This is a genomic window from Streptomyces sp. NPDC007264 (genome assembly GCF_042869095.1).
GTDB lineage: Bacteria > Actinomycetota > Actinomycetes > Streptomycetales > Streptomycetaceae > Streptomyces.
Map to the genome: position 1 here is coordinate 167362 of NZ_JBIAFD010000012.1, position 23301 is coordinate 190662.

A 23301-nucleotide genomic window follows, 5' to 3' on the forward strand; every position below is an offset into this window, starting at 1 on the left:
CCACGGCGGTGCGTCCCCGAGCGGCGGCTCACGGCTGCGACACCCCGCTCCGCTTGCGCTGCCCCTCCTCCCTGAGCGGGCGTGCCGTCGCGATCCCGGCCAGCACCCCCGCTCCCACCGTCACCGTGGTGAAGCTCAGCGCGTTGCCCACCGACGCGATCACCGCCAGTGCCGTCAGGGCGGCGCCCGCCGTGAGGGCGACCGGCGTGGGGCGCCTGGTGCGCCACAGCGCGTACAGGACCCAGCAGAAGACCGCCGCGAGCAGCGCCACACCGATCAGCCCCTGTTCGGCGGCCTGTTGCAGGGGCGCGGAGTGGGGCTTGCCGTCGGGCAGGAGCGACTGCGTGGCCGTGGGGCTCAGTTCGCCGAAGCGCCCGGGCCCCGCTCCGAGCACCGGATCCCGGCCGGTCAGGGTGAGCGCGTCGTGCCAGAGCCGCACCCGATGCCGGCTGAACCGGTCCTCCAGCACGGTCCGCAGACCGTGCGGCAGGGTGCCCTCGGCCACCGCCCAGGTCGTCGCCGCCGTCAGGGCCGCCACCAGGGCGAGCGCGGCCAGAGCCGGGGCGCGGCGACGCGTCCGGTCGGCGGCGAGCGAGCACAGCAGCACGCCGGCGCACGCGGCGAGACCCGTGGCGGAGCCGAGCGCCGCCGCGACCACCGCGAACGCCACGACCGACAGCCGTAGCACCAGGCGTGCCCCCGGGGCCCCGGCGGCCCACGCGGCGCAGCACGCCGCGCCCGAGGAGAGCGTCAGCAGGGCGGCGATCGCACCGGTGTGCCCGAGCGGGGCGGCGAACTGCGGGCCCGCCGTGAGGTGCGGCGCGGCGAGCGCGAGACCGAGGCCGGTGAAGGCGCCGGCGGCGGGTGCGGCCACCGGCAGCAGGGCACCCAGGATCCGCCCCGACGCGTAGCCGGCGGCGGCCGCGAGCACCGCGAGCAGCACGCCCTCGGGCCGGCCGCCGTGTGCGGCGGCCGTGATCAGCGCCCAGGCCGCGCACGCGCCGAGCATCAGGACGCCCGTGGCGTCCGAGACGTTTCGTCTGTCGTCTTCGGCGTCCCCGGCCCCCGCCGTGGACGCCGTCCGCGTGCTCTCCACCCCGCCCCCCTGTGACGGGCCCCGACGGGTCGCGCCGTGTCCGGCCGCACGTCAGAGGCTCGGGCACACGGTAACGGGTGATGCGCCGGTTTGTGGACGAGTTGCGCGGGAACCTTTCCTGGCCGCAGCGGACTTCCCGCCGCGGTTCAGTCGGCTCGGGCTTCCGCACGGCGCGCTCGTCGCGGCGCCTCGGTGCCCAGCGGGGAAGCGTGCGCTCGCAGATGGTCGAGCAGCAGGCGGTTGAGCGTCTCGGGCGCTTCCTCGGGCACCCAGTGGCTGACGCCCTGGAGGGTCTCGAACCGGTACGGTCCCTGGACCCACCGCCGGGTCTCCTGCGCGGCCGCGGGGCCGAACGCGCTGTCCTGCGTGCTCCAGACGTACAGCGTGGGCACGTCGATGACGCCGATCGCGCGGTCCGGACGGCCGGCGCGGTACCAGTTCAGTGCCGCGGTGAGAGCGCCGGGCCGGGACAGGTGCCGTACGTACGCCTCGACTCCGGCCGGCGGGACCTCGCCGCCGTAACAGGCGCGAAGCTCCTCGGCTCCGTCGGCGAGCATGCGCTCCTCGGTCGCGGGCGTCTCACGCCAGTCGATCATGTAGCGCGAGCGCTCGCGCTGATCCCCGTCGGCGCGCAGAGCGGTGGCCAGCGCGCCGGGGTGCGGGGTCGAGACGACGGTCAGGGTCCGCACCCGGTCGGGGTGGGCGTCGGCGGTCCACCACGCCACCGCGCCTCCCCAGTCATGGCCGACCAGATCGAACGACGCCCAGCCCAGTTCCTCCGCGATCGCGACCACGTCCTCGACCAGGACGTCGACGCGGTAGTCCTCGGGCCGTTCGGGGCGGACGCCGGGGGAGTACCCGCGCTGGTCGGGTGCCACCACCCGGTGGCCGTGCGCGGCCAGCGCCGCGATCTGCCGTTCCCACACCCGCCCGGTCTGCGGGAAACCGTGCAGCAGCAGCACCGGACGGCCCCCCACCGGACCCGCCGTGATCGCGTCGAACACGCCCGCGGCGGTGGAGATGCTCACCTCGTTCACGATCCACCCTCTCATACCGACTGGTCGGTCAGCCTTCAGCCGTCCCCATGGATTGTCAAGGCCGAGGCGCGCGGCCGTCCGGCGCAGGGCCCACGGAGCCCGAGGGGCCGCATATGTGAAGCGCCGTGAGGCTTGTGAGGAGATGAGCCACCGGGATCTTCCGCGGCGCGGGCCCACCGTGCACAGTCAAGAGCCGCCGAGGACGACCCGGAGGCGCACCCGACGCCGGGCGCCGCCTCCCCCCTCGCGGCGCACACGGGGTACTCCGCTTCGCCGTCGGGAGGACAGTTGATGGGAGCCCACCACCGCCCGCAGCCGCACGAGACCGCCGCCCGGCCCGACGGCCCCGGGCGCCGGACCTTCCTGGGATACCTGGTGGCCGCCTCCACGCTGACCGTCGCCGCCCGGCTGGGCGAGGACGTCCTCGCCCCCGCGGACGCGGCCGCGGTGGTGCCGTCCGTGCCGGGCCCGGCCGAGATCTACGACCTCAACGACATGCTCACCCACGCCGCCCTGCCCACCGCGAACCTGATCACGATCCGGATCGACCCCGACGGCACCGCCTCCTTCGCCCTGCCGCGGGCCGAGGTCGGGCAGGGCGTCACCACCTCCAGCGCCATGCTCATCGCCGAGGAACTGGACCTGCCCCTGGACAGGATCCGCGTCTCGCTCGCGGACGCACGGCCCGAGCTGGTGTTCAACCAGCTGACCGGCGGGTCGAACACCACGATCTCCACCTACACCCCCATCCGGGTCGCGGCGGCCGTCGCCCGCGGGCGGCTGCTGACGGCGGCGGCCCTCGAACTGGGAGAGGCGATCGGTACCCTGACCACGAAGGCCGGGAGCGTCACCTCCACGGTGAGCGGCAGGAGCCTCACCTACGGAGAACTCGTCGGGAAGGCCGCCTCGCTGACCACCACTCAGGTCTCCGTCACCCTCAAGGAGCCGTCCGACTTCAAGGTCATCGGGACCGCGCAGCGGCGCATCGACGCGCTCGAGGCGGTCACCGGACGCAAGAGGTTCGCCATGGACCTGCATGTGCCGGGCGCCCTGCCGGCCATGGTGTGCAGGCCCCCGACGATCAACGGCACGGTCCGCTCGGTGGAGAACCTGGACGAGGTGCGGGCGATGCCCGGCATCACCGACGTCGTGCCGGTCTCCACCGGTGTCGCCGTCCGTGGCCGCACCTTCGGGCAGTGCATCGACGCCGTCCGCGCCCTGAGGGTCACCTGGAATCCGGGGACCGCGGAAGGCCGGTCCGACGCCACCGTTCGTGACGAGCTCCGCAGGGCCGAACTCCCGCTCCCCGCCCCCGCTCCGCTCGTCAGGTCCGTCGACGCCCGCTTCACCTTCCACTTCGCCAGCAACAGCGCGCTGGAGCCCAACTGCGCCGTCGCCGACGTCCGGGAGGACTCCGCCGAGATCTGGGCGAGCCTGAAGTCACCGATCACCGCGCGGGAGCAGATCGCGTCGCAGCTGGGTCTGCCGCCCACCGCGGTCACGGTCCATGTCACCGAGGGCGGCGGCTCGTTCGGACGGAAGCTGTTCCACGACGCGGCCGCCGAGGCCGCGGAGATCTCCAAGAGGACGGGCAAGCCCGTCAAGCTGATGTGGCACCGCACGGACGACTTCCGGCAGGGCCGCGTCCACCCCATGGCCACCTCGAGGGTCCGCGCCTGCCATGCGCTCGGCCAGGTGCTCGGTTACGACCAGCGCCACACGTCCGTGGCCACCGACTTCGGCCACGGCGTCGGCGAGATCATCACCTCGGAGGCCGCGAGGCTGCCCGTGGGCGACCTCACCTTCTCCGAGACCGTCTTCACGCTGACCCAGCAGACCCCCTACGACTTCGGTGTCGTCACCCAGTTGCTCAACGAGACCGACAAGGGCTTCAACACCGGTTCCATGCGCAACATCTACTCGCCCAACGTGCGGTGCGCGCAGGAGCTGGTGGTGGACGAGCTGGCGAAGCGGATGGGCAGGGACGCCTATCGGTTCCGTCGCTCCTTCCTCAAGGACGAACGGGCCCGGGCCGTCCTGGACAAGGCCGCGGAGGTGGGCGGCTGGGGCCGGAGCATGCCCGCGGGCACGGCGCAGGGCATCGCGATCCACCCCGAGTACCACGCGTACGTGGCGGTGCTCGCGGAGATCGACTGCCGGCCGGAGACCACCGGCCGCACGATCCCCGACGCCTGCACCGGACCCCGTGTCACCAGGGTCGTCTGCGCCGTCGACGTGGGCCTCGCCGTCAACCCCCGCGGGCTGGAGGCCCAGATGACGGGCGGCATCATGGACGGCATCGCCATCACGCTCAGCTCCGGCCTTCACCTCGACAACGGGCACTTCCTGGAAGGAAGTTGGGACAACTACTTCTACACACGCCAGTGGAACACGCCGCCGGAGCTGGAGATCGTCGTCATGCCGCCGACCACCGGAACGCCCGGCGGCGCCGGGGAACTGGCCGTGGCGGGGGCGATGGCCGCGGTGGCCTGCGCCTACGGCCGTGCCACCGGCACGATGCCGACGGTCTTCCCGATCAACCACGGCGGCCCGCTCGGCTTCGATCCCCTGCCGACCACCCCGCCCGTCCCCGCGTCCCCCACCGACGGCCTGAGCCGCGCCTTCTAGGAGTCCACGTGCCCGAACACACCTTCATCCTCAACGGCACGACCGTCACCGTGGACATCGAGGACGACGTGCGACTGCTGTGGGTGCTGCGGGACGTCCTGGGCATCACCGGACCGAAGTACGGCTGCGGGCTCGGCGTGTGCCAGGCATGCACGAGCCACATCAACGGCAAGGCGTTCAACCCCTGTTCGGTCCCGGTGAAGGACATCGGGCCGGACGACGAGATCACCACCATCGAGGGACTTCCGGCAACCGTGGGCAGGCCACTGCACCCGATGCAGGAGGCCTGGCTCGAGTACGACGTCGCCCAGTGCGGCTACTGCCAGCCGGGTCAGATCATGACCGCCGTCGCGAAGGTCCGCCAGGCCCGGGCGGAAGGGCGCGAGATCGGCGAGGCGGACCTCGACGAGATCCGCAACGTCTGCCGCTGCGGAACGTACCACCGCATACGAGAGGCGATCGTGGCCGCTGCGAAGAAGCAGTGAGGCGGGGCAGGGAGGCGCCCCGCCCTGCCCCCCCCGTCCGTCGCACCCGAGCGCGCCGAGCGACGCACCCGGCTGAGACATCCAACAATTGACCGTGAATTACGGCTTCTTGACCGGCCTTTTTCTTCGTTTTTTCAACAGCCTGGGAATCCCGATGTCTGTCGGGGTCCTGAAGGTGTCAAGTGGCCCGCCCGGCTGGGTCGTCAGGCCGGCCCGAGTGTGCCGCACGGTCGCCGCGCGGGCCCTTGACCAGCGAGAACAGTGCTTCCTCGGCGGTCGCGCGGCGTCGCGCGCAGAGGGTGCGGACACTTTCCTGTAAGAAGACTATGAGCCCCATTGACGTGAACCCGTCAGCACTGATTTGCTTCTCCGCGTCTGACAGCGCCTCACATGAACCACCAGCAACAACGCGGGGAAATACCCTCGCTGCTTTTCACTTCCGTCCGGTCAAGGACGAGAGTTCCACGCGGAATGCAACGCCGTACGTGAGTTCCCCAACTGCCGAGCGCATGGCCCGTGCAGTCACTCCGGTGCCGCCGCGGCCTCTCGTCCTGCCCTGCGACGGAACCGGCACCGGCGGCCCGGAGCCGGCGTGCCTTCGTGATGCGCCTCGTCGACGTTCCACGCATCCACCTCCGCCGGACCCACGGCGGTGGTCTGTACGCAGAAAGGATCCCATCACCCATGGGAGCTCCCCACATACGCGGCGCAGCCCGAGCGACCCTGACCGGTCTCGCCTCGCTGTCCCTTCTCACCGGCGTGGCACTCGCCTCCATGCCCCAGGCGGAAGCCGCCACCCAGGCCGCAGGCCAGACGGTGAGATCCAACCCCTACAGCCCGTCCTACCAGCACCCGTACCGGCACGGCGCCGTACCGACCATCCAGCGGAACGCGAAGATGAAGTCGTGGACGGCCCAGCACCCGGCCGCGGCCGCTGCGACCGGAACCCAGACGCTGTCCTACGGCGGCGGCGTCGACGGCATCGGCGTCCAGAGCGGTCACTCCAAGGTCTACCTGGTCTTCTACGGCTCCCAGTGGGGCACGCAGGGCACCGACGGCAACGGCGACGCCACGTTCTCCGGTGACCCGGACGGCGCCGCTCCGGTCGCACAGGAGATGTTCAAGGACATCGGCACCGGCAACGAGCGGTGGTCCGCCGACCTCACCCAGTGGTGTGACGGGCCCAACGTGACGACGGGCGCCACCAGCTGCCCGTCCAACGCGAACTTCATCCCGTACCAGAGCGGCGGCGTACTGTCCGGCGTGTGGTACGACAACTCGGCCGCCTCCCCGAGTGCCGCGACCGGGCACCAGCTGGGCGCCGAGGCCGTCAAGGCGGCCGGTCACTTCGGCAACACCACCGCCGCGTCGAACCGCGACGCGTACTACGTCGTCCTCTCGCCCCACAACACCAACCCGGACAGCTACCAGGGCAACTACTGCGCCTGGCACGACTGGAACGGCGACACCACGCTGACCGGCGGTGCGGTGTCCTCCTCCTACGGCGACATCGCGTTCAGCAACCAGCCGTACAACATGGACTCCGGCGCCGGCTGTGGCGTGGGCTTCGTCAACTCGCCCGGAACGCTGGACGGGTGGACCATGACGCTCGGCCACGAGTGGCAGGAGATGATGTCGGACCAGAACCCGGCCGGCGGCTGGACCAACCACACCGGCAGCTCGTACGACGGCCAGGAGAACGCCGACGAATGCGCCTGGCTCTCGCCCGGCACCACCGGCGGGGCGGCCAACGTCACCATGGGCACCGGCACCTTCGCCGAGCAGGCGAGCTGGTCGAACGACACCAACTCCTGCGCCATGTCGCACGCGATCGTCGGGGGCGGCAGCGGCGGCGGCACCCTCACCAACGGCACCTTCGAGACCGGCAGCCTGTCGAGCTGGACCACCAGCGGCACCGCCTCCGCCAGTGCCTCGGCGGCGCACGGCGGCAGCTACGGCGCGCTGGTCGGATCGAGCAGCCCGACCAGCACCTCCTCGGTCTCCCAGAGCTTCGCGGCGCCCTCCGGCACCAGCAAGGTCTCCTTCTGGTACAACGTCACCTGCCCGGACACGGTGACCTACGACTGGGCGACGGCCACCCTCCAGGACACCACGGCCGGCACCACCACGACGCTGCTCGCCAAGACCTGCACCCAGGGCGCGGGCTGGAAGCAGGTCTCCGGCACGGTGACCGCCGGCCACAACTACACCCTCACCCTCACCAACAAGGACGACAACTACGCGGGTGACGCGACGTACACCTACTACGACGACGTGACCGTCTCCTGACGCCCTGCACACCGTACGGTGGGGGCGGGTCACCGGGCCCGCCCCCACCCCGTCCTTCCGTCCCGTCCGGGTGGCATCAACAGGAGGGCCCATGCCCCGTTCCACGGTCGGCCACCGCCCCGCCCGGCGCGCGCTGCGCGCAGGGCTCGCCGCCGTGGCCGCGGCCGCCGCGGCGGGCGCCCTGGGCGGCTGTTCGTCCGGTCCCGCGGGACCGCCGGCCTCCCCGCCGTCGTCGAGCCGTCCCGCCCAGGCGGCTTCCACCGCATCCCCCTCCGGATCGGTCGTCCTCGACGAGCGGGCACGGGGAACCACGGTTCGCGTGCCCCCCGGCACACGTGTCGTGGTGCGCCTGCACAGCACCTACTGGTCGGCCCCCACCGGCTCGGACCCGCGGGTGCTGGCCCCCGCAGGGGCCCGAACCACGCCCGGCGGCACCTGCCGGCCCGGCGGCGGCTGCGGTGTCTCCGCCGCGGAGTTCACCGCCCGCCGGTCCGGTACCGCGCTCGTCACCGCCCGCCGCGACTCGTGCGGCGAGGCGATGCGCTGCCCGCCGGGCCAGGGACGCTACGAGGTCACCGTGACGGTCACCCCGTAGCCCGCCGATCGCACAGGGGGAGCGGAGCGCGTGGCAGGGGGGCCGGCGCCGGGATCCGTTCCAGTACACCGCCCGCGAACACGTCGTACAGCGGCAGCGTCTCCAGGTGGACGTAGCCGATGTGGCAGTCGCACACGGAACGCGGACAGGGGCGCGGGCGCAGCGCCCGGCGGTACGTGCCGTCGTAGAGATTGCCCAGTTCGGCGCGGACGAAGTGGCAGCGGCGGACCGTGCCGTCACCGTCGACGGAGATCACGGACTCGCCGGTGCGGCAGGGCAGGCCCGCGCTCGCGTGCGGGTGCCGGGAGTAGGGGAAGAGCGGGTCGAGCGCGGTCCAACGGTCGGCCTGCGCGTCGTCGTAGGTGTGGCCTTCGGCGGCGTTCACCCACAGGTACACCTGCTCCGGCAGATCGGCGCGCAGCCGCCGGGCCGCCTCGAGGTGTTCCGGCAGACCGACGACGCCGACGCTGAAACGGACCCGGCGCTCGGCCAGTTCCCGGCATTTGCCCAGGAAGCGGTCGTACGGGGTCTGCCCCGGGTGGTACGTGCACCACAGGGCGAGGGTGTCGGGGTCGGCCTCGGCGAGCCAGTCGGTGCGGCAGCTGAGGTTGGTCTGTATGGCGACGCGGCGGACATGGGCCTGGTGGGACAGCTCGGCCAGGGCGCGCCGGTACCAGGAGCGCACCAGGCCCTCCCCCCAAGGAGTGAAGAGGAGCGAGAGGCGGTCGGTGGTCCGGTCCGCGGCCCACTGCGCGAATCTCTCCAGGCAGGCACGGTCGGCGCGGAGTTGCTCCCGGCTGTCGCGGCGCTTGGCGAAGGGGCAGTACGGGCAGTCGTAGTCGCACGAGGCCAGCGGGCCCCGGTAGAGGAGGGTCAGGTCCATGCGAGGCCGCCTCACTTCCTCGCGTAGGCGGCCATCGCGTCCCGCACGGCCGGTGAGAACAGCTCCGGGCCGATGGCGTCGGAGTGGGCCAGGCCCTCGGGGGTCAGCCGCAGCGCCGAGGCGTCCCGATCCGCGTCCTCCAGCCAGCCCCGGTCGGCGAATCCGGCCAGTTCGCGTCCGAAGTCGTCGGCCGGTGCGCGGCCGCCGAATCGGGCGCGGTAGCCGGCGCCGTCCAGGCCCCCGGCCTGCAGGAGCGACTGCAGCAGATGGCGGCGCCGGGCCTCGTCCGCGTCGATGCGCCGTCCGTACTCGGCGTGCGCGAAGTCACGGCCCGGCCGGGAGACGTAGTCGTCGATGATGGAGCGGATCTCGTGCATGCCGACGGCGTAGTCGAAGGAGTAGTGCAGCCCCGCGGTGTAGGAGCGGGCGCCGCAGCCCAGGCCGATCATGCCGTCGGTCTGGCAGGCGTGGTCGTCCGCTCCCTGCGGCGGTGCGTCCGCGCGGCGGAACATCCGCATGGACCGCTGCGCATAGCCGTGGGCGAGGAGATGGTCGCGGCCCAGGCGGTACAGGCGCAGGCGCTGCTCGTCCCAGGCCGGGTCGCTGTCGCCGGCGCGGCGGCCGAGACCGGTCAGGGGGCGGATGTAGAGGGGGTAGAGGTACAGCTCTTCGGGGCGCCAGGCCAGGGCCGCGTCCAGCGACCGCAGCCAGCTCTCCTCGGTCTGCCCGTCGATGCCGTAGATCAGGTCGATGTTGAGGACCGGGATCCCGGTGTCACGGATGCGGCCGAGCGCGGCCTCGACGTCGGCGCGGCGCTGCGGCCGTACGGCCGCACGGGCCTCGGCGTCGTCGAAGCTCTGCACCCCGAGGCTCAGCCGGGTGGCCCCGCGCGCGGCCAGCACCTCCAGCCGGTCGGCGGTGGCCGTGGCGGGCGAGGCCTCCACCGACAGCGGGACGGCCCGCAGGTCGGCGCCCATGCGGTGTTCCGCGATGTCGCACAGCCGCTCGAGTTCGGCGGCGGTGAGGAAGGTGGGCGTGCCGCCGCCGAAGGCCGTCGTGGCGAACCGCACCGGGTCCCCCGCGCCCAGTGCCTCCCGTACGGCCCCCGCCTGCCGGTCGAGGGCGTCCAGGTAGGCGCCGGCCAGTCCGTCGGGTGCGCCGATGCGGGTGAACAGGTTGCAGAATCCGCAGCGGACCTCGCAGAACGGGACGTGCAGGTAGAGGGAGAGGGCGTCCTTGGGCTCCGTGGCCCACAGCGTGCTCAGCGGCGGGCGGTCCGGGAGCTTCCGGTAGGCGGTCTTGTGCGGGTAGGCGTAGACGTAGCTCTGGTACGGGCTCCGGTACGGGTGCACGGGCTGCGGTCGGTCGCCGTGCGGCTGTGGGACGGTCGCGGTGGTCATCGGCCGGCCTCGGCGGGGGCGGGCGTACGGTCCAGGAAGAAGTGGGCGTAGGGCACGGTCCACACGGAGGTGTGACCGATGCGGTGACCGGTGTAGCCGTCGTCGCCGTATGCGGTGCCGTGGTCCGAGCAGACGACGGCGAAGCAGCGGCGCCTGCTGCTCATGGCGGCGAACAGGCGGCCGATGTGCCGGTCGACGTACTCGAGGGCGGCGGCGTGCGTGGCGCGGGAGTCGCCTTCCTCGCGGGTCGCGCCGGGCAGGTGGAACCAGTTGGGCTGGTGCAGGGCGGCGACGTTGACGAAGAGGAACAGTCGCCGCTCGTGCGGCAGTTCGCGCACCACCCGCTCCGCGCAGGCGACCTGCGACTCGAACGACGTCGGCGAGGCGACCCCGAACTCCGGCTCCCAGTGGGACTCCTGGAACAGGTCCGGGAGCACCGAGCCGAGGGCGCCCTGCTTGGTGAAGAAGCCGACGCCGCCGATGCACACGGTGTGGTAGCCCGCCCCGGCGAGGCCGGAGACCAGGTCCGGGGTGTCGTAGACATACGTGCGCTCCGCCGTGGTCTCGCTGCCCGCGAAGGCGGCCGCGAACAGGCGCGGATGCGGGCCCGGCGCGGCGGGCGTGGGCAGGAACCCGGCGAAGATCGCCTGGTGGGAGGCGTAGGTGAAACTGCCGGGTGCGTGCCGCTCCTCCCAGCGTCCGCCGGGCAGATGACGGGTCAGGTGCGGTGTGCGCCCGGCCGCGGCCAGGTCGGCGGCGACGTCGTGGCGCAGGGTGTCGAGGGTGACGAGCAGGATGTCGTGGCTGCCGACGATCTCGTTCATGTCCGGCTCGCCCGCCGCCGGGAGAGGCACGGGCGCCCCTGGACCACCGCGCGGGCCCTGCGGCGGGAGGGTCGGTTCAGGCGCTGGCATGGCTGTTTCCCGTTCTGTGCTGGTGGTGCGGATCGGTCCGGCGGGCGTGCGGGACGGTGCCGGGCGTCGGGGCGGCGGTGCCGGGCGTTGCGACGGCGGTGCCGCGCAGGACGGCCGCCACCTGGGCCGCGTAGGTGTCGAGCCCTTCCGCTCCGCTGCCCGGCAGTCCCGTCAGCCGGGGCAGCAGGTCGCCGAAGGCGTTGACCTCGCCGACCGCGACCCGGCGCCATCCGACGGCGGGCAGCAGGTCGACCCCGACGCACAGGGTGCGCGGGAAGCAGGCCGCGGCCCGCTCGCAGACGGCCAGGACGTCCGCCCAGCGGCCGCCCGCGGTCTCGACGGCCTCCCGCGCGGCGTCGAGGTCACCGCGGGTGCCGCCCAGGTGGAGGTTGGTCAGGGGCGAGGTGCTGGTGCGTACCACCGCGTGGGTGGCGCGGCCGTCCACGACGACGATCCGCAGGTCCGCCGCGCGGCCCCGCTGGGACGCCTTGGGCAGCCAGCGCTCCAGGTGCAGGCCGTCGGGGGCCAGCGTGTCCACGATCGCCGCGATGTGCTCCTCCCGTTCGTACCGGCGCACCGTGAGGGAGTTGAACAGCCGCCCGTCCGGGGCGAGTTCGACGGAGGTGGTGGCCCGGACCCGACTGCCCGACGACTCGACGGCCAGGACGCCGGACGCCGAGGAGCCGTGCGCCGGCTTGACGAACAGCCGTGGCATCCGGCGGTCGCGCATCAGGGCGCGTACGTCGTCCCAACCGCGCACGGCCGCGCCCTCGCGCCCCGACGTGGGTGACTCGGGTACCGGCACCCCGGTCGCGGAGAGGGCGGCGTGGCAGCGCCGCTTGTCGAACAGCACCGCCAGGTCGTCCACGTCGTCGAGGCGGACGCCGCCCCGCAGGCCGCGCAGTGCCGTCATGAAGCGCCCGTACCAGTGAGCCGAACCCTCGACCCTGGTGGGATCGGGGATGCCGCGCAGCAACAGGTCGACGGCGGGGTTCTCACCGGGCGAGTCGACCCGGACGACCTCACCGTCGGCGAAGTCGGCTCCGCCCGAACGCAGCACCCGCTCCCACGGGACCACGCGGGGTGCGGGCAGACCGGCCGCGCGCACGGCCGCACCGAACAGAGTCACCCTGCGGTTCTCCGGGTTGCCCACCACGGCGAAACGCACGCCGTGCGCGGCCGCTCCACCGCGGTCCCCACCCCTGCCGCGGTCCCCGCCCCTGTCGCCGTCCCGCGGGACCGTGGCGCCGGGGCCCGGGTCACTCGCCGACAGCGACATAGCGGTGGACCGTGCCGTCGTCTTCCTGGTACTGGTGGGCGTCGTCCGGGTCGAGGTTCACCGCGACGCCTGCGGGTTCGAGCGTCTCCCGTATGCGCTGCCGCAGAGGCTCACTGATGTAGTGGTGGTGCAGGTCGAGGGATGTCAGATGCGTCAGCGGCTGGCCCGCGAGCAGCGCGGCGGCGCCCTCGTCGCTCAGGGTGCCCATGGACAGGTCCAGCACGTCCAGGCGGGCGACCACCGGGGCGGCCGCGACGGCCGCGGCCACCTCGTCCTGGATCTCGCTGTTGCGCAGGGCCAGGTGGCGCAGGCGCGGAAGCCGCGCCCCCGACAGGATCGGCGCCAGGTCGGACGCCTCGCTGTCGGCGCCGTACCACGAGGTGCCCAGCCACAGGTCGAGGTGCTCCAGCGCGGGCAGTTCGCTGCCGCCGATGCCGCGGACGACGTCGGCGGGCAGACCGCCGGTCTCCACGGTCAGTCTGCGCAGCTTCTCGTGACGCAGCGCGGAGAAACCCAGCCCCGTCCCCCCGCGTACGCCGAACTCCTCCAACGCGGGGAAAGCGGTCAGAAGTCCGGAGACGTCCGTCTGATGGATCCAGGAGATCTCGCACTCCTCGAACACGATGTCACCGAAGAACAGCGCCCGCAGCGCGGGCAGCCGGTCACGCGCCGCCAGCAGGGCCTCGACGACCGCGGTCGGCGCCGTGTCGTACGCCTCCGTCCAGGCGCCGACGACGAGGGCACGCACCTGAGTCGTGTCGACGGCGGAGCAGAAGCGTGCGAACGCGTCCTCCCACTCCTCCTCGCACTCGTACATGTCGACGGTGACGCGCCAGGCGACAGCGCCGGGTTCGGGCAGCTCCGCCGTCACGTCAGGGCCGGGGAAAGTGAAGGCGGGGAGGCCGTACAGCTCCTCCAGGTGGCTACCGATGGCCATGCGGACTGCTCCTGACGTGCAACGGGTCGGGTTCGGGTGCGGTGTGGTGCCGGCGTGGCGATCCGGGACGCCGCAGTGCGGCGCCGTTCGCGACGTGTGCAGCAGTTCTAGCAACAGCCACTGACAGCGCGCTGCGCGGGGCGCCCGTCCCGGCCCGTTGTCAGTGGCGGCCCGTACGGTCTCGGCATGGCTGCGGTGCGCGGCGCGCCGAGCCGGAGGGGAGAACCATGTACCGGCAGGGAGACGTGCTGATCGTGCCCGTCGCGGACGAGGCGGTGCCGCCCCACGTCCCGCACGCGCCGAAGGAACCGCGGGACGCGCGGGGGCGGCTCGTGCTGGCCCTGGGCGAGGTCACCGGCCATGCCCACGCGGTCGTCGGACCCGGTGAACTCGTGAGCGAGCCGGGGCCGTTCGGGCCGCTGCTGCTGCACCTGCCCGAGGGCGGGCGGGTCGTCCACGAGGAGCACGCCGCGATCCCCCTGCCCAAGGGGTGGTACCGCGTGATCCGGCAGCGGGAGTACGTCCCCGGGTCCGTGCGGATCGTGGCGGACTGACGGCGCGTGATCGGCGTGGGTGGAGCGACAGAGGTGACGGAGGAGGAGTCGAGGATGTCCACGGCGGTGGAGGCGACCGAGGTGACGACGGCCGGCGGATCCGGCGGCGACGGCGGCGGGGCCCGCGCGGACGCGGTGCGGCCCTGGCGGGAGTGCGCGGCGGCCGTCCTGCCCGCGGACCGGGCGACGGCGGAGGCCGGCATACGGCGGGCGTACCGGCGTGCCGGGCTTGCGGAGCCGGAGCGCGTGGTCTGGGCCCGGTCGCCGCGGGAGGGCGTGACGCTGGTGCGGGACCTGGCCGACCCGGGACGGAGCGTGCGCGAGGCGGTGCGCACCGCACCGTGGGCCGCCGAACGGCGCCGCATGCACGAGGAGTTGGGTGCGGCGGGCTGGTCGGAGCACTGGTCGGCGACGGGCGGCCGGCTGTGGGACACCACCCAGGCGCTGGTCGACCGGATCCGTGCGGGCGTGCTCGACGACCTCGCCGCCGACGACCCGGGCGCCGTGACCGAGATCCGGCTGATCCTGCTGGACGCCGTACTCGGACAGCACGACGCGCCCTGGCTGGCGGCCCTCGCCGCCGACGGGCCCCCGCTCGACGGGCTGGCGCAGGTGTGCCGCAGCGCCGGCTGGTGGTGGCCGTTCGAGAAGGCGGCGGTGGTGTGCGAGCGCCCGGTGGCCCTGCATCGCGACGAGGCCGGCCGGCTCGACCACGGAGACGGTCCCGCCCTGGCCTTCCCCGACGGCTTCGCCCTGTACGCCTGGCGCGGCATGCCGGTGCCCCGCGCCTTCCTGGAGACGCTCCCCACGCTGACGCCGGAGCACATCAGGGCGGAGGAGAACGCCGAGTTGCGGCGGGTCATGCTCGAGTACTACGGCTACGACCGCTACTTGAGCGACTCCGGCGCCCGGCCCCTCCACCGGGACGGCACCGGCATCCTCTGGAGCATCGAACTCCCGGGCGACGAGCCCGTCGTGATGGTCGAGGTCCTCAACTCGACCCCGGAACCGGACGGCACGCACCGCACCTACTGGCTCCGCGTGCCCCCGACGACACGGGAGGCCAGAGAGGGGGTCGCCTGGACGTTCGGCCTGCGCCCCGAGGCGTACGCACCCGTACGGGAGACGTGACCCGGCGGCGCACCGGCGCACCGGCGTACCGGCGTACCGGCGCACCGGCGCGCCGCCGGGGCCGGTGGGCGTTCCCGGCGGCGGGTCCGCGGGCAGGGCACGAGCCGCGGTCGAGGGCGTGCTGCGAGCCGTGCGGCACCCGCCCGCCGAGGAGTACGGCGTCCGGCACGCCCTCCCGGCTCAGGGGCTGCCCAGGTGTACCAGGGCGGCCGCCGCCATGGCGGAGATCCCGGTGGGCAGTGCGCTGCGCAGGTCCGGGGCGAACCGCGGCGAGTGGTTCGACGGCAGGCCGGACACCTTCTCGGCGGCCGAGGTCCCCGGGGTCGCCGCCCACCGCTTCGGGGCGACGGTGCCCAGCATCCAGTACGCGGTGCGCACGCCCGTTGCACCGTGCAGTGCCGCCCCGGCGGGGCCGAACAGCGCGAAGTCCTCGGCGGCCATGGACAGCTGCCAGTCCGTCACCCGCCGTGCGCCGAGCAGTGCCTCGTGGGCGGACCGCGCCGCCCGGGTCGCCGACGGGTCGGGAACGTTCGCCGGGGACCGGGACACCTCGACGACCTCCGGGTCGCGCGGACAGCCGGACGCGGCGCACTCGGCGCGCACGATCCGCCGCACGGCCGCGGACACCCGGTCCAGCACGGCGTCCGAGTAGCCGCGCACGGTGACCCCCAGCTCGGCCCGGTCCGGGATCACGTTGCTGCGGGCCCCGGCGTGCAGCGAGCCCACGGTGAGCGCCACGGGCTCGGCGGGTCCCACCTCCCGGGAGACGACGGTCTGCAGCCGCAGCACGATCGCGGCGGCCGCCACCACCGGGTCGACGGCCAGCTGGGGGGAGGCCGCGTGTCCGCCGGTCCCGTGGACGGTGATCCGGAGGTCGACGCTCGAGGCCATCACGGGCCCGCGGCCGTGCGCCACCGTCCCGCCCGGCAGGGTGGCCGCGTGCTGGGCCAGCACGACGTCGGGCACACCGAACCGGGAGTACAGCCCGTCCTCCAGCATGGCCCTGGCCCCGGTGAGGGTCTCCTCGGCGGGCTGCCCCACGACCAGCACCGTGCCGCGCCAGGCGTCGGTGAGCCGGGCTAGCACCGTGGCCGCGCCCCCGGCCGCCGCCAGGTGCAGGTCGTGGCCGCAGGCGTGCATCACCGGTACCTCCTCGCCGGATGTGGTGCGGCAGACGGCGGTGCTGGCGTAGGGCAGTCCGGTGTCCTCGCGGACCGGCAGGGCGTCCAGTTCGGCGCGCAGCATGACCACAGGTCGCTCGCCGTCGCCGAGCCGGCCGACCACGCCGTGCCCGCCGACGCCGGTGGCGACCGTGCAGCCGGCCTCGGCCAGCCGATCGGCGAAGCGCTCCGCCGTGCGCTGCTCGGCACCGGACAGTTCGGGGTTGCCGTGCAGGTCGAGGTAGAGGGAGGCGGCCGGGACCAGGACGTCCGCGGTGAGAGCCGGGACGCGGTCCATGGGCGGGGTGGTGGTGCTCATCGACGTCGGCTCCTCGAGGACGGGGGGACTGGGGAATTGGCGACTGGGGGACTGGGGGACTTGGGGAGTGGGGACTGGGGCGGCGAGGGAGAGAGTCGGGGGTTCGGTGATCGGGGCCGGGGCCCGATGTCCCGGAGGCGGTCGGGCCGGTCGGCCGTGGCGGCGGCCCGGCGACGGAGCCGGCGTCAGCGGGGCGTCAGCGGGTGGTCAGCAGAGGAGAGGGTGATCTGCCAGCGGCGATTGCTGGAATGGCACCGGTGCAGGAGGGCCCCGGAACCGCCGGAGGTCCTGTCCACCCCCAAGGAGGCAGCCATGGCCAAGACCGACCTCGACACCCTCGCCAAGGAGATCCTGGAGCTGGAGTCGGAGACCTTCGAGCTCTCCGACTACTCGGACGCCACCGAGATCGAGCTGGCCTCCTCCACCAGCACCTGCTCCTCCACCACCAGCACCACCAGCTGCAGCGCCTGACCTCCACGGTCTGCCGCAGGCCCCCTCGGTGACGCCCGTCGTCCGCCGAGGGGGCCTCGCACGTCAGGGGAACGGGTGCGGCACCCGGCGGATCTCGGTCTCGGCGAGGTCGGTGCCGCGCATCCCCGCGCGGCGGAACGCGGTGCGGAGCCGCGGCATCCGCAGCGCGCGCTGCCGGCGCCAGCCGAAGTCGATCGGGAGCAGCCCCGGCACGATGGTGGCCACCGTGCGCAGCCCGACGCGCTCCTGCTCGGGGGTGGTCTGGTCGACGACGACCACGTCGTGACCGGCGCCCACCAGCCGGTCCAGGCAGTACCGCAGGTCGTCCAGCAGGTCGCCGGAGCGGGGCCTGACCCCCTCCCAGTCGCCGTAGAGCTCCCCGGCCGTGCGGACGGCCGCCGGTTCGAGGTAGGTGCGCGCGTGGCGGGCCATCTGCGGCAGCCCGAACAGCCGCGCGTGGTCCGGCAGGTGCCTGACCTCGTCGTAGTCCTCCACCATCCGCTCCAGGGCGGGGCGGTGGTCGCGGACCTGCTGTGCCAGGTGCGGGATGTAGGTGAGCACCTCGGACAGCGCCGCCTCCGCCGCCTGTGCCGGATCGAAGGCGGCCGCGGCGGCGAACGACAGATGGCCCGGGCCGCCGTCGCGGCGGACCGCGAGGCCGGTGACGACCGGGATCGCGAGGTCCACCCGGCTGTCGAAGGCGTGCAGGCGGTAGCCGCGCAGCGCCGCCCGGTCGGCCATGGCCCGCACAGGACCGCTCTCCAGACCGGAGAGGTCGATCTCCGTCGCCGCGCCCCCGCCGTACCAGTGGAGCAGGAAGGCGTCCCGCTCGATCAGCTCCAGCAGCCCGTGCAGGATCGCCTCCTCCACGCAACTGCCGGTGGCGCAGCCGTTGGAGCACTCGAAGACGAAGCCGTCGTCCCGTAGTTGCGCGCTGTAGTGGACCAGCCGCACGGGCACCAGGAGGGCCCGCTCGTCCCGCAGGGACCAGCCCCACACCCAGGGGATCGCCCGGGTGGGGTCGAAGGGGCGTACCGCCGGGTCGTCGCGATAGGTCTCCGGTGCGTACTCCCCGCACGTGCGGGGGTCGAGGGCCTCCTCGCGCAGGTTCTCCCAGGAGTCCACCACCGGGAGGGTGCCCCGGCGCCGGTGGGTGCCGGCGTACCGTTCCAGGCCCTCCAGGTACGCAAGGTCGCGGCTGGAGGCGTACGCGTTGGTCTGACCGCTCCAGTTCACATCGGTGAGCCCGGCGTAGCCGCGGACGAAGGCGGCGCCGGACACCGGTGCGGTGGTCGGCGAGGTCACGTTGAGATGAACCCTGGCGCCCAGCGCACCGCACACCGGGTTGGCCAGCGCCCGAGTGGGGACGGGGTAGCTCGCCGCCGGCCGGAGCCGGTGGACGCCGGGGGCCGGCTTGGGACGCGAGCGCAGGGCGAGCACGGCGTCCGGGGCCCGCTCGGGCCCGGGCCGGGCGCAGACGGGGCAGAGCGGGTCGGGCAGCAGCGGGACCGTCTCGACCCGCAGGGTCGCCAGGTCCAGTCGGCTGACCTGAGGCAGCGACAGGTCGGCGGCGGCGCGCGGGTCGGCGGCGCGAGGGTCGTCGGCCGGCCGGGCGGGCGCGGTCGCAGCGCCGGGCACCATCCGCTGCTGGTACAGGGCCCACACCGGGTCCACCAGGTAGCCGGTGAGCAGCGGCCACCCTCCCGCCGCCCGCAGGCCGCCACCGGTCTCCAGGGCCTCCCGCTGCGACCGCGAGCGCAGCCGCTGCCAGCGCAGGGCGAGACAGTTGCCGCACGCGGCGGTGTCGTCGTCGGCGCCGCCCCAGGGGCCCACGAGCACCGCGTCGGCGGCGAGGTGGACGTTGGCCCGGCGCCGCAGGCTCCGGTACGGGTCGCCGTCGAAGGCGCCGGCGTCGGCGGTGCCGAGCGGCACCACCACGGGGCCCGGGGCTCCGGGGGGCAGTGGGCCGGTCCGGGAGATCCACTCGTCCAGTGCCTGCTGGAGCTGCAGCCTGGCGGCCTCCAGCGGGGCGTCCGGCGGGGCGTCCGGCGGCGCGTCGTCGTCCGGGGCGGTCCCGATCACGGTGGTCATGACGCGTTGCTCCAGCGGAACATGCGCAGCGCGGCGCCGGCCAGGACGGCGGTGAAGACCAGCAGCACGCCGCAGGAGGCGGCGACGCCGCCCAGTCCGGCGTGGCCCGCGACGGTCCCGGTGAAGGCGTCGTTGAGGTAGCGGAGCGGCAGCACGCGGGAGAGCGTCCGGATCCAGCCGGGCAGGGTGTCGAGCGGGATCCACGCGCCGGAGAAGAACGCCATGGGCATCATCACGCAGTTGGCGACGGCGGACACCGCCTCGGGGGTGTTGGCGAGCGACCCGATGACCAGGCCGAGGGCCAGGAAGGCGGTGATGCCGACCACCAGCACCGGGACGGCCAGCGGCCAGTGCGAGCCGAGGCGCAGGCCGAAGACCGGCAGCATGGCCACGCCCACGAACAGCACCGCCTGCACCGCGGCGACGGCGAGCGACAGCACGTACCGGGAGGCCAGCACCGAGCCGAGCGAGGTGGGCGTCAGGCGGATCAGCCGCAGCAGGTCGTCGCGCCGCCACTGCACCAGGGTGAAGGCGGTGCCGAAGACGGCCGCGTTGGCCAGGCCCCAGGACAGCACGCCGGGGGCGATGTGGGCGATGGAGCTGAGCCCGTCCTTGCCCGGCGGCTCGTCGCGGAAGATCGTTCCGAAGATGCCCAGGAAGATCAACGGGAAGGCGAAGGTGAAGAAGATGGTGGTCTTGTCCCGGTAGGCAGCCCGGTAGCCGGCCTTGGTCAGGGCGCGGTAGGCGCTCACGCGTTCTGCTCCGATCCGATCAGGGCGAGATAGACGTCCTCGAGGGTGGCGGTGCGTGTCTGCACCTTTTCCAGGCCGACGGCCGCGTCCACCGCCGCCAGCACCCGGCCGGCACTGCGGGTCTCGATGACCACGGACATCCCCTCCAGGACGGCCCGGTCGACCCCGCCGATGTCCGCGGCCTCCTGGACCGTGATCCGGTCGGCGGGGATCACCAGCCGGGTGGGGGCACCCAGGGCGTCCAGCAGCCGGCCGGGGCTGTCCAGCGCCACGACCCGGCCGGCCCGGACGATGGCCACCCGGTCGCACAGCGCCTCGGCCTCGTCCAGGTGGTGGGTGGTGTAGACGATGGTGCGCCCCTGCGACCTCAGGGTCCGCAGGACGCTCCACAGGGAGCGGCGCGCCTGGGGGTCCAGGGCCGCAGTGGGCTCGTCGAGGAAGATCAGCTCCGGCTCGTGGACCAGCGCGGCGGCGATGGCCAGTCGCTGCCGCTGGCCACCCGAGAGCGCCTCGATCCGCTGGTCCCCCCGGTCGGTGAGGTCGACCAGGGCCAGCGCCCGCTCCGCGGCGTCGTCGTCGGTCCGGTAGAGCGCGGCCACCGTCCGCAGGTGCTCGCGGGCGGTCAGCCGGGCGAAGAAGGCGGAGGACTGGGTCTGCACGCCGATCCTCGGCAGCAGGGCCGTGTTGCGGGGCCACGGGCTCTCGCCGAACACGGTGACCGTGCCGGAGTCGGCCTGCCGCAGCCCTTCCATGATCTCGACCAGGGTGGTCTTGCCCGCGCCGTTCGGACCGATCAGTCCGAAGAACTCCCCGTGCCGCACCTGCAGCGAGATGCCGGCCACCGCCTCCCGGCCGCCGTAACTCTTGCGCACGGCCTCGAGGACCACTGCGGGTGCCGGATCTCCGGCTGTCTCGGTCATGTTCCTTCGAACCTCTTCGTGGATGGGGATTCCGGTGCCGTACGCGCGGTCGGGCCTCGCCCGCGCCACCTGCCGCCGAGTGCGTTGAGCACGGGGAGGACGACGGCAAGTCCTCCCGGCAGGACGTCCACCCAGGCCCCGAGGTGCGGGGCGAGGGCCCGGTCGCAGACGGCCGTCACGGCCGCCGTCGCGCCGCACAGGAGCAGGACCGCGCCGATGCCGTAGGCGGTGTACACGGTCCGGGCCCGCCCGGAGTACGTGCCGCCCGGCGCACCGGTCCTCCGGCCGAGCAGCCGGGCGGCCCGCAGCGCCAGGTAGCGGCCGCTGCCCGAGGCCAGCCGGTGCACCCGCAGCACCTGGCCGACGATCTTGTACCCGTCGAACGGCGGCAGCGGGACCAGGTTGACCAGCGCCAGCGCGCTGCCGGCCAGCAGCAGCCCGGCGACGGCCGACCGCGCCGAGGCACCGTGCGGCAGCACGGCGTGCAGCGCCCAGAAAGGCAGCAGGAAGAACAGGTTCGCCACCGTGCCCGCCACCGACACGGCCGCCTGCTGCCACCGCGAGCGCAGGTACGGCAGGCCGTCCACCGAGCAGTACGCGATCACCACCGGCAGTCGCCAGCGCAGCCCCATCCCGCTCACCCGTGCGCCGAAACGGCGTCCGGCCACCCCGTGCGCCAGCTCGTGGAACGCCGAGCTGAGCCACAGCGCGCAGCCGACGGCCACCAGGGAGGCCGGCTGGTGCAGCAGCGGGCGGCTCTGCCGCAGGTAGCCGCCCAGCCCGGCGGCGACCTGCGCCTCCATCGCCGCGGCCAGCAGCAGGACCGGCAGCAGGAACCAGGGCCGCAGCGCGAAGCCGGCCACCCGCAGCAGCCGGTCCGTCAGCGCGGTGGCGTCCGGGACCAGTTCGAACGTGCCTGCCAGCACCCCGCGCCGCGACGGCTCTGGCTCCACGGCCGCGTCCGGCGCCCCGGCCAGCAGGCCCTTGGTCCACAGCAGCCGCAGCAGCTGCGCCCAGTTGGCGTCGCCCAGCCGGCGGCCGAAGTGCCGCGCGTACTCCTCGCCGAGCTCGCCCAGCGTGCGTTCGCCGTCCAGCCGGGCCAGCAGGAAGTACTCCTTGTCGCCCATGAGGAACGACCGGCCGCTCCGCCCGACCTCGACCAGGTGCACCGTGGCGGAGCCGTCCAGCAGCGGGCCGCTCAGCATCACGTCCGGGCGCAGCGCGGGCCGTTGTGCGGCCAGCGCCCGTGACGGCGCCCCGGCGGTCATCCCCGACCGCCCGACGGGGCGGCCGGATCCGCCGCCTGCTCCTCCCGCAGGGCCCGGCCGAGCACGTACGACAGGTACGCCTCGTCCCGGATGGTCATGTGCAGCCGGTTGTTGGTCATGTGCATGTAGGGGAACAGCAGACGCGGCAGCGCGTGCGCGGGATCGGTGACCCGCTCGTCGCGGCTGTCGTCCCAGGGGCGGAAGACCAACTCGCCGCGGACGGCCAGGTCCGCCGCGCGCCGCGCCGACTCGGTGCAGTGCGCGGCCCAGCCGCGCAGGAAGGCCGGCAGCCGGTCGGTCTCCCGCTGCCAGATGGCCTCCAGCACCGACCCGAACCGGCGGCCCAGGCCCGCCGGCATGGCCTCGTAGCCCTTCTCGTACTCCTCGCTGCCGATGAGGTCCGTCCCGGCGAAGGACTTGTGCCAGAAGCGGTGGTAGGCGTCGACGTACTCGGTGACCGCGTCCCGGTCGCGCAGGAACGAACCGGCCATCACCAGCATCAGCTGGGCGGCGGTGCCCAGCGCCACCGTCCGCAGGTGCAGGTTGAGGGTGCCCAGCGCGTCGATCACCAGGTCGCTGGAGTGCCCGAAGTGCCACTCGGCGAGCGCCACGCCGGCCGGTCCGCCGTACTTGCCGTACTCCGGCTCGTACGGCTCGAAGCTGCAGGTGTTGTTGTCCCGCAGCCTCATCCGCCCGTCCGCGCCGAGGTACCGCCCCTTCTCCTCCTCGCGGTACTCCAGCCCGAAGAGGGTGTTGTACATCTCGGCGCGGAACCCCGACGCCTCCACGTCGTACAGCGCCGGCCGGGCCCGCAGGAAGTCGCCGACCGCGCGCTGCGCGCGGACCCGCACCTCCTCGGTGGCGGCCTCCGCGGCCGGTTTCAGCCGGAGACGGATGTGCGGGCCCTCCAGCCAGTAGTTGATGAAGAAGTACCCCTCCAGCAGTCCCTCCGCCTTCAGGCCGTCCACCAGCGGGCGGACGCACTGCAGCAGCAGCGGCCGCGGGTTGGCGGCGTAGAAGATGTGCAGGGCCTGCCACTGTCCGCCCGGCCCGCCGGGGGGCACGGGGGGTGTCTCGGTCGTGTCGGTCATC

General features: G+C 73.7%; 20 protein-coding genes. 7 read left to right on the forward strand and 13 right to left on the reverse strand.

Translation table 11 applies throughout. The annotated features are described in order from the left end of the window. Positions 1 to 28 precede the first annotated feature (28 nt). Entirely contained in the window at positions 29 to 1096 is a 1068-nt protein-coding gene (locus ACFYMU_RS21985) for an O-antigen ligase family protein (protein WP_388375598.1), read from the reverse strand. A 146-nt stretch (positions 1097 to 1242) separates the two neighbouring features. Then, on the reverse strand, positions 1243 to 2124 hold the full coding sequence (locus tag ACFYMU_RS21990; protein ID WP_388375601.1) for an alpha/beta fold hydrolase: 882 nt from the start codon (positions 2122 to 2124) through the stop codon (positions 1243 to 1245). Positions 2125 to 2424: 300 nt separating this feature from the next. Here ACFYMU_RS21990 and ACFYMU_RS21995 point away from each other — a divergent pair, with 300 nt between their 5' ends. The 4 genes from ACFYMU_RS21995 (at position 2425) to ACFYMU_RS22010 (ending at position 8130) form a co-directional block, all read left to right on the forward strand. Then, positions 2425 to 4761 (forward strand): molybdopterin cofactor-binding domain-containing protein, encoded by a 2337-nt coding sequence (locus ACFYMU_RS21995; RefSeq protein WP_388375604.1) that lies wholly within the window; start codon positions 2425 to 2427, stop codon positions 4759 to 4761. Between the two features lie 8 nt (positions 4762 to 4769). Next, positions 4770 to 5246 carry a (2Fe-2S)-binding protein gene (locus ACFYMU_RS22000; protein WP_388375606.1) on the forward strand — a complete coding sequence of 159 codons (477 nt, stop codon included), beginning with the start codon at positions 4770 to 4772 and terminating at the stop codon, positions 5244 to 5246. A 684-nt stretch (positions 5247 to 5930) separates the two neighbouring features. Continuing rightward, positions 5931 to 7535 carry a hypothetical protein gene (locus ACFYMU_RS22005; protein WP_388375609.1) on the forward strand — a complete coding sequence of 535 codons (1605 nt, stop codon included), beginning with the start codon at positions 5931 to 5933 and terminating at the stop codon, positions 7533 to 7535. A 91-nt stretch (positions 7536 to 7626) separates the two neighbouring features. After that, on the forward strand, positions 7627 to 8130 hold the full coding sequence (locus ACFYMU_RS22010; protein ID WP_388375612.1) for a hypothetical protein: 504 nt from the start codon (positions 7627 to 7629) through the stop codon (positions 8128 to 8130). Here ACFYMU_RS22010 and ACFYMU_RS22015 read toward each other — a convergent pair. The 5 genes from ACFYMU_RS22015 to ACFYMU_RS22035 form a co-directional block, all read right to left on the reverse strand. Continuing rightward, entirely contained in the window at positions 8120 to 9013 is an 894-nt protein-coding gene (locus ACFYMU_RS22015; protein WP_388375614.1) for an STM4011 family radical SAM protein, read from the reverse strand. The two genes, ACFYMU_RS22010 and ACFYMU_RS22015, sit on opposite strands and share 11 nt — an antisense overlap. Before the next feature lie 11 nt (positions 9014 to 9024). Beyond that, entirely contained in the window at positions 9025 to 10413 is a 1389-nt protein-coding gene (locus tag ACFYMU_RS22020; RefSeq protein ID WP_388375617.1) for an STM4012 family radical SAM protein, read from the reverse strand. Further along, positions 10410 to 11237 (reverse strand): STM4013/SEN3800 family hydrolase, encoded by an 828-nt coding sequence (locus tag ACFYMU_RS22025; RefSeq protein ID WP_388375750.1) that lies wholly within the window; start codon positions 11235 to 11237, stop codon positions 10410 to 10412. The genes ACFYMU_RS22020 and ACFYMU_RS22025 overlap by 4 nt, the downstream gene beginning before the upstream one ends. Positions 11238 to 11313: 76 nt before the next feature. Then, positions 11314 to 12495: an STM4014 family protein gene (locus tag ACFYMU_RS22030; RefSeq protein ID WP_388375620.1), complete on the reverse strand. Its 1182-nt coding sequence runs from the start codon at positions 12493 to 12495 to the stop codon at positions 11314 to 11316. A 91-nt stretch (positions 12496 to 12586) separates the two neighbouring features. Beyond that, complete coding sequence (locus tag ACFYMU_RS22035; RefSeq protein WP_388375622.1) at positions 12587 to 13543, reverse strand: STM4015 family protein; 957 nt, start codon at positions 13541 to 13543, stop codon at positions 12587 to 12589. 227 nt (positions 13544 to 13770) lie between these two features. Between ACFYMU_RS22035 and ACFYMU_RS22040 the strand changes: the two genes are divergently transcribed. After that, positions 13771 to 14097, forward strand: a complete 327-nt coding sequence (locus ACFYMU_RS22040) for a hypothetical protein (protein WP_388375624.1) — start codon at positions 13771 to 13773, stop codon at positions 14095 to 14097. Positions 14098 to 14151: 54 nt separating this feature from the next. Continuing rightward, positions 14152 to 15228 carry a DUF6745 domain-containing protein gene (locus tag ACFYMU_RS22045; RefSeq protein ID WP_388375627.1) on the forward strand — a complete coding sequence of 359 codons (1077 nt, stop codon included), beginning with the start codon at positions 14152 to 14154 and terminating at the stop codon, positions 15226 to 15228. Between the two features lie 180 nt (positions 15229 to 15408). On the opposite strand, the gene ACFYMU_RS22050 is transcribed toward ACFYMU_RS22045, so the two are convergent. Continuing rightward, positions 15409 to 16707: an amidohydrolase gene (locus ACFYMU_RS22050; RefSeq protein ID WP_388375630.1), complete on the reverse strand. Its 1299-nt coding sequence runs from the start codon at positions 16705 to 16707 to the stop codon at positions 15409 to 15411. Positions 16708 to 17019: 312 nt separating this feature from the next. On the opposite strand from ACFYMU_RS22050, the gene ACFYMU_RS22055 reads away from it, so the two are divergent. After that, the gene (locus ACFYMU_RS22055; RefSeq protein ID WP_388375633.1) at positions 17020 to 17178 is read left to right on the forward strand and encodes a thiazolylpeptide-type bacteriocin; all 159 of its coding nucleotides are present in this window, start codon (positions 17020 to 17022) and stop codon (positions 17176 to 17178) included. Positions 17179 to 17241: 63 nt separating this feature from the next. Here the strand turns inward: ACFYMU_RS22055 and ACFYMU_RS22060 are convergent, their stop codons facing one another. The 5 genes from ACFYMU_RS22060 to ACFYMU_RS22080 are packed head-to-tail and all read right to left on the reverse strand — an operon-like array spanning position 17242 to position 23300. Further along, entirely contained in the window at positions 17242 to 19269 is a 2028-nt protein-coding gene (locus tag ACFYMU_RS22060; RefSeq protein WP_388375636.1) for a TOMM precursor leader peptide-binding protein, read from the reverse strand. After that, entirely contained in the window at positions 19266 to 20021 is a 756-nt protein-coding gene (locus ACFYMU_RS22065) for an ABC transporter permease (RefSeq protein ID WP_388375638.1), read from the reverse strand. Before ACFYMU_RS22065 ends, ACFYMU_RS22060 begins: the two co-directional genes overlap by 4 nt. Continuing rightward, positions 20018 to 20941 carry an ABC transporter ATP-binding protein gene (locus ACFYMU_RS22070; protein WP_388375641.1) on the reverse strand — a complete coding sequence of 308 codons (924 nt, stop codon included), beginning with the start codon at positions 20939 to 20941 and terminating at the stop codon, positions 20018 to 20020. The genes ACFYMU_RS22065 and ACFYMU_RS22070 overlap by 4 nt, the downstream gene beginning before the upstream one ends. Then, complete coding sequence (locus tag ACFYMU_RS22075; protein WP_388375644.1) at positions 20938 to 22209, reverse strand: site-2 protease family protein; 1272 nt, start codon at positions 22207 to 22209, stop codon at positions 20938 to 20940. Before ACFYMU_RS22075 ends, ACFYMU_RS22070 begins: the two co-directional genes overlap by 4 nt. Then, positions 22206 to 23300 carry a lantibiotic dehydratase C-terminal domain-containing protein gene (locus ACFYMU_RS22080; protein WP_388375647.1) on the reverse strand — a complete coding sequence of 365 codons (1095 nt, stop codon included), beginning with the start codon at positions 23298 to 23300 and terminating at the stop codon, positions 22206 to 22208. The genes ACFYMU_RS22075 and ACFYMU_RS22080 overlap by 4 nt, the downstream gene beginning before the upstream one ends. Position 23301 lies beyond the last annotated feature (1 nt).

Coding starts and splice junctions, on each gene's coding strand:
- ACFYMU_RS21995 (WP_388375604.1), top strand. CDS start 2,425: ATGGGAGCCCACCACCGCCCGCAGCCGCACGAGACCGCCGCCCGGCCC.
- ACFYMU_RS22005 (WP_388375609.1), top strand. CDS start 5,931: ATGGGAGCTCCCCACATACGCGGCGCAGCCCGAGCGACCCTGACCGGT.
- ACFYMU_RS22010 (WP_388375612.1), top strand. CDS start 7,627: ATGCCCCGTTCCACGGTCGGCCACCGCCCCGCCCGGCGCGCGCTGCGC.
- ACFYMU_RS22015 (WP_388375614.1), bottom strand. CDS start 9,013: ATGGACCTGACCCTCCTCTACCGGGGCCCGCTGGCCTCGTGCGACTAC.
- ACFYMU_RS22020 (WP_388375617.1), bottom strand. CDS start 10,413: ATGACCACCGCGACCGTCCCACAGCCGCACGGCGACCGACCGCAGCCC.
- ACFYMU_RS22025 (WP_388375750.1), bottom strand. CDS start 11,237: ATGAACGAGATCGTCGGCAGCCACGACATCCTGCTCGTCACCCTCGAC.
- ACFYMU_RS22035 (WP_388375622.1), bottom strand. CDS start 13,543: ATGGCCATCGGTAGCCACCTGGAGGAGCTGTACGGCCTCCCCGCCTTC.
- ACFYMU_RS22040 (WP_388375624.1), top strand. CDS start 13,771: ATGTACCGGCAGGGAGACGTGCTGATCGTGCCCGTCGCGGACGAGGCG.
- ACFYMU_RS22045 (WP_388375627.1), top strand. CDS start 14,152: ATGTCCACGGCGGTGGAGGCGACCGAGGTGACGACGGCCGGCGGATCC.
- ACFYMU_RS22050 (WP_388375630.1), bottom strand. CDS start 16,707: ATGAGCACCACCACCCCGCCCATGGACCGCGTCCCGGCTCTCACCGCG.
- ACFYMU_RS22055 (WP_388375633.1), top strand. CDS start 17,020: ATGGCCAAGACCGACCTCGACACCCTCGCCAAGGAGATCCTGGAGCTG.
- ACFYMU_RS22060 (WP_388375636.1), bottom strand. CDS start 19,269: ATGACCACCGTGATCGGGACCGCCCCGGACGACGACGCGCCGCCGGAC.
- ACFYMU_RS22070 (WP_388375641.1), bottom strand. CDS start 20,941: ATGACCGAGACAGCCGGAGATCCGGCACCCGCAGTGGTCCTCGAGGCC.
- ACFYMU_RS22075 (WP_388375644.1), bottom strand. CDS start 22,209: ATGACCGCCGGGGCGCCGTCACGGGCGCTGGCCGCACAACGGCCCGCG.
- ACFYMU_RS22080 (WP_388375647.1), bottom strand. CDS start 23,300: ATGACCGACACGACCGAGACACCCCCCGTGCCCCCCGGCGGGCCGGGC.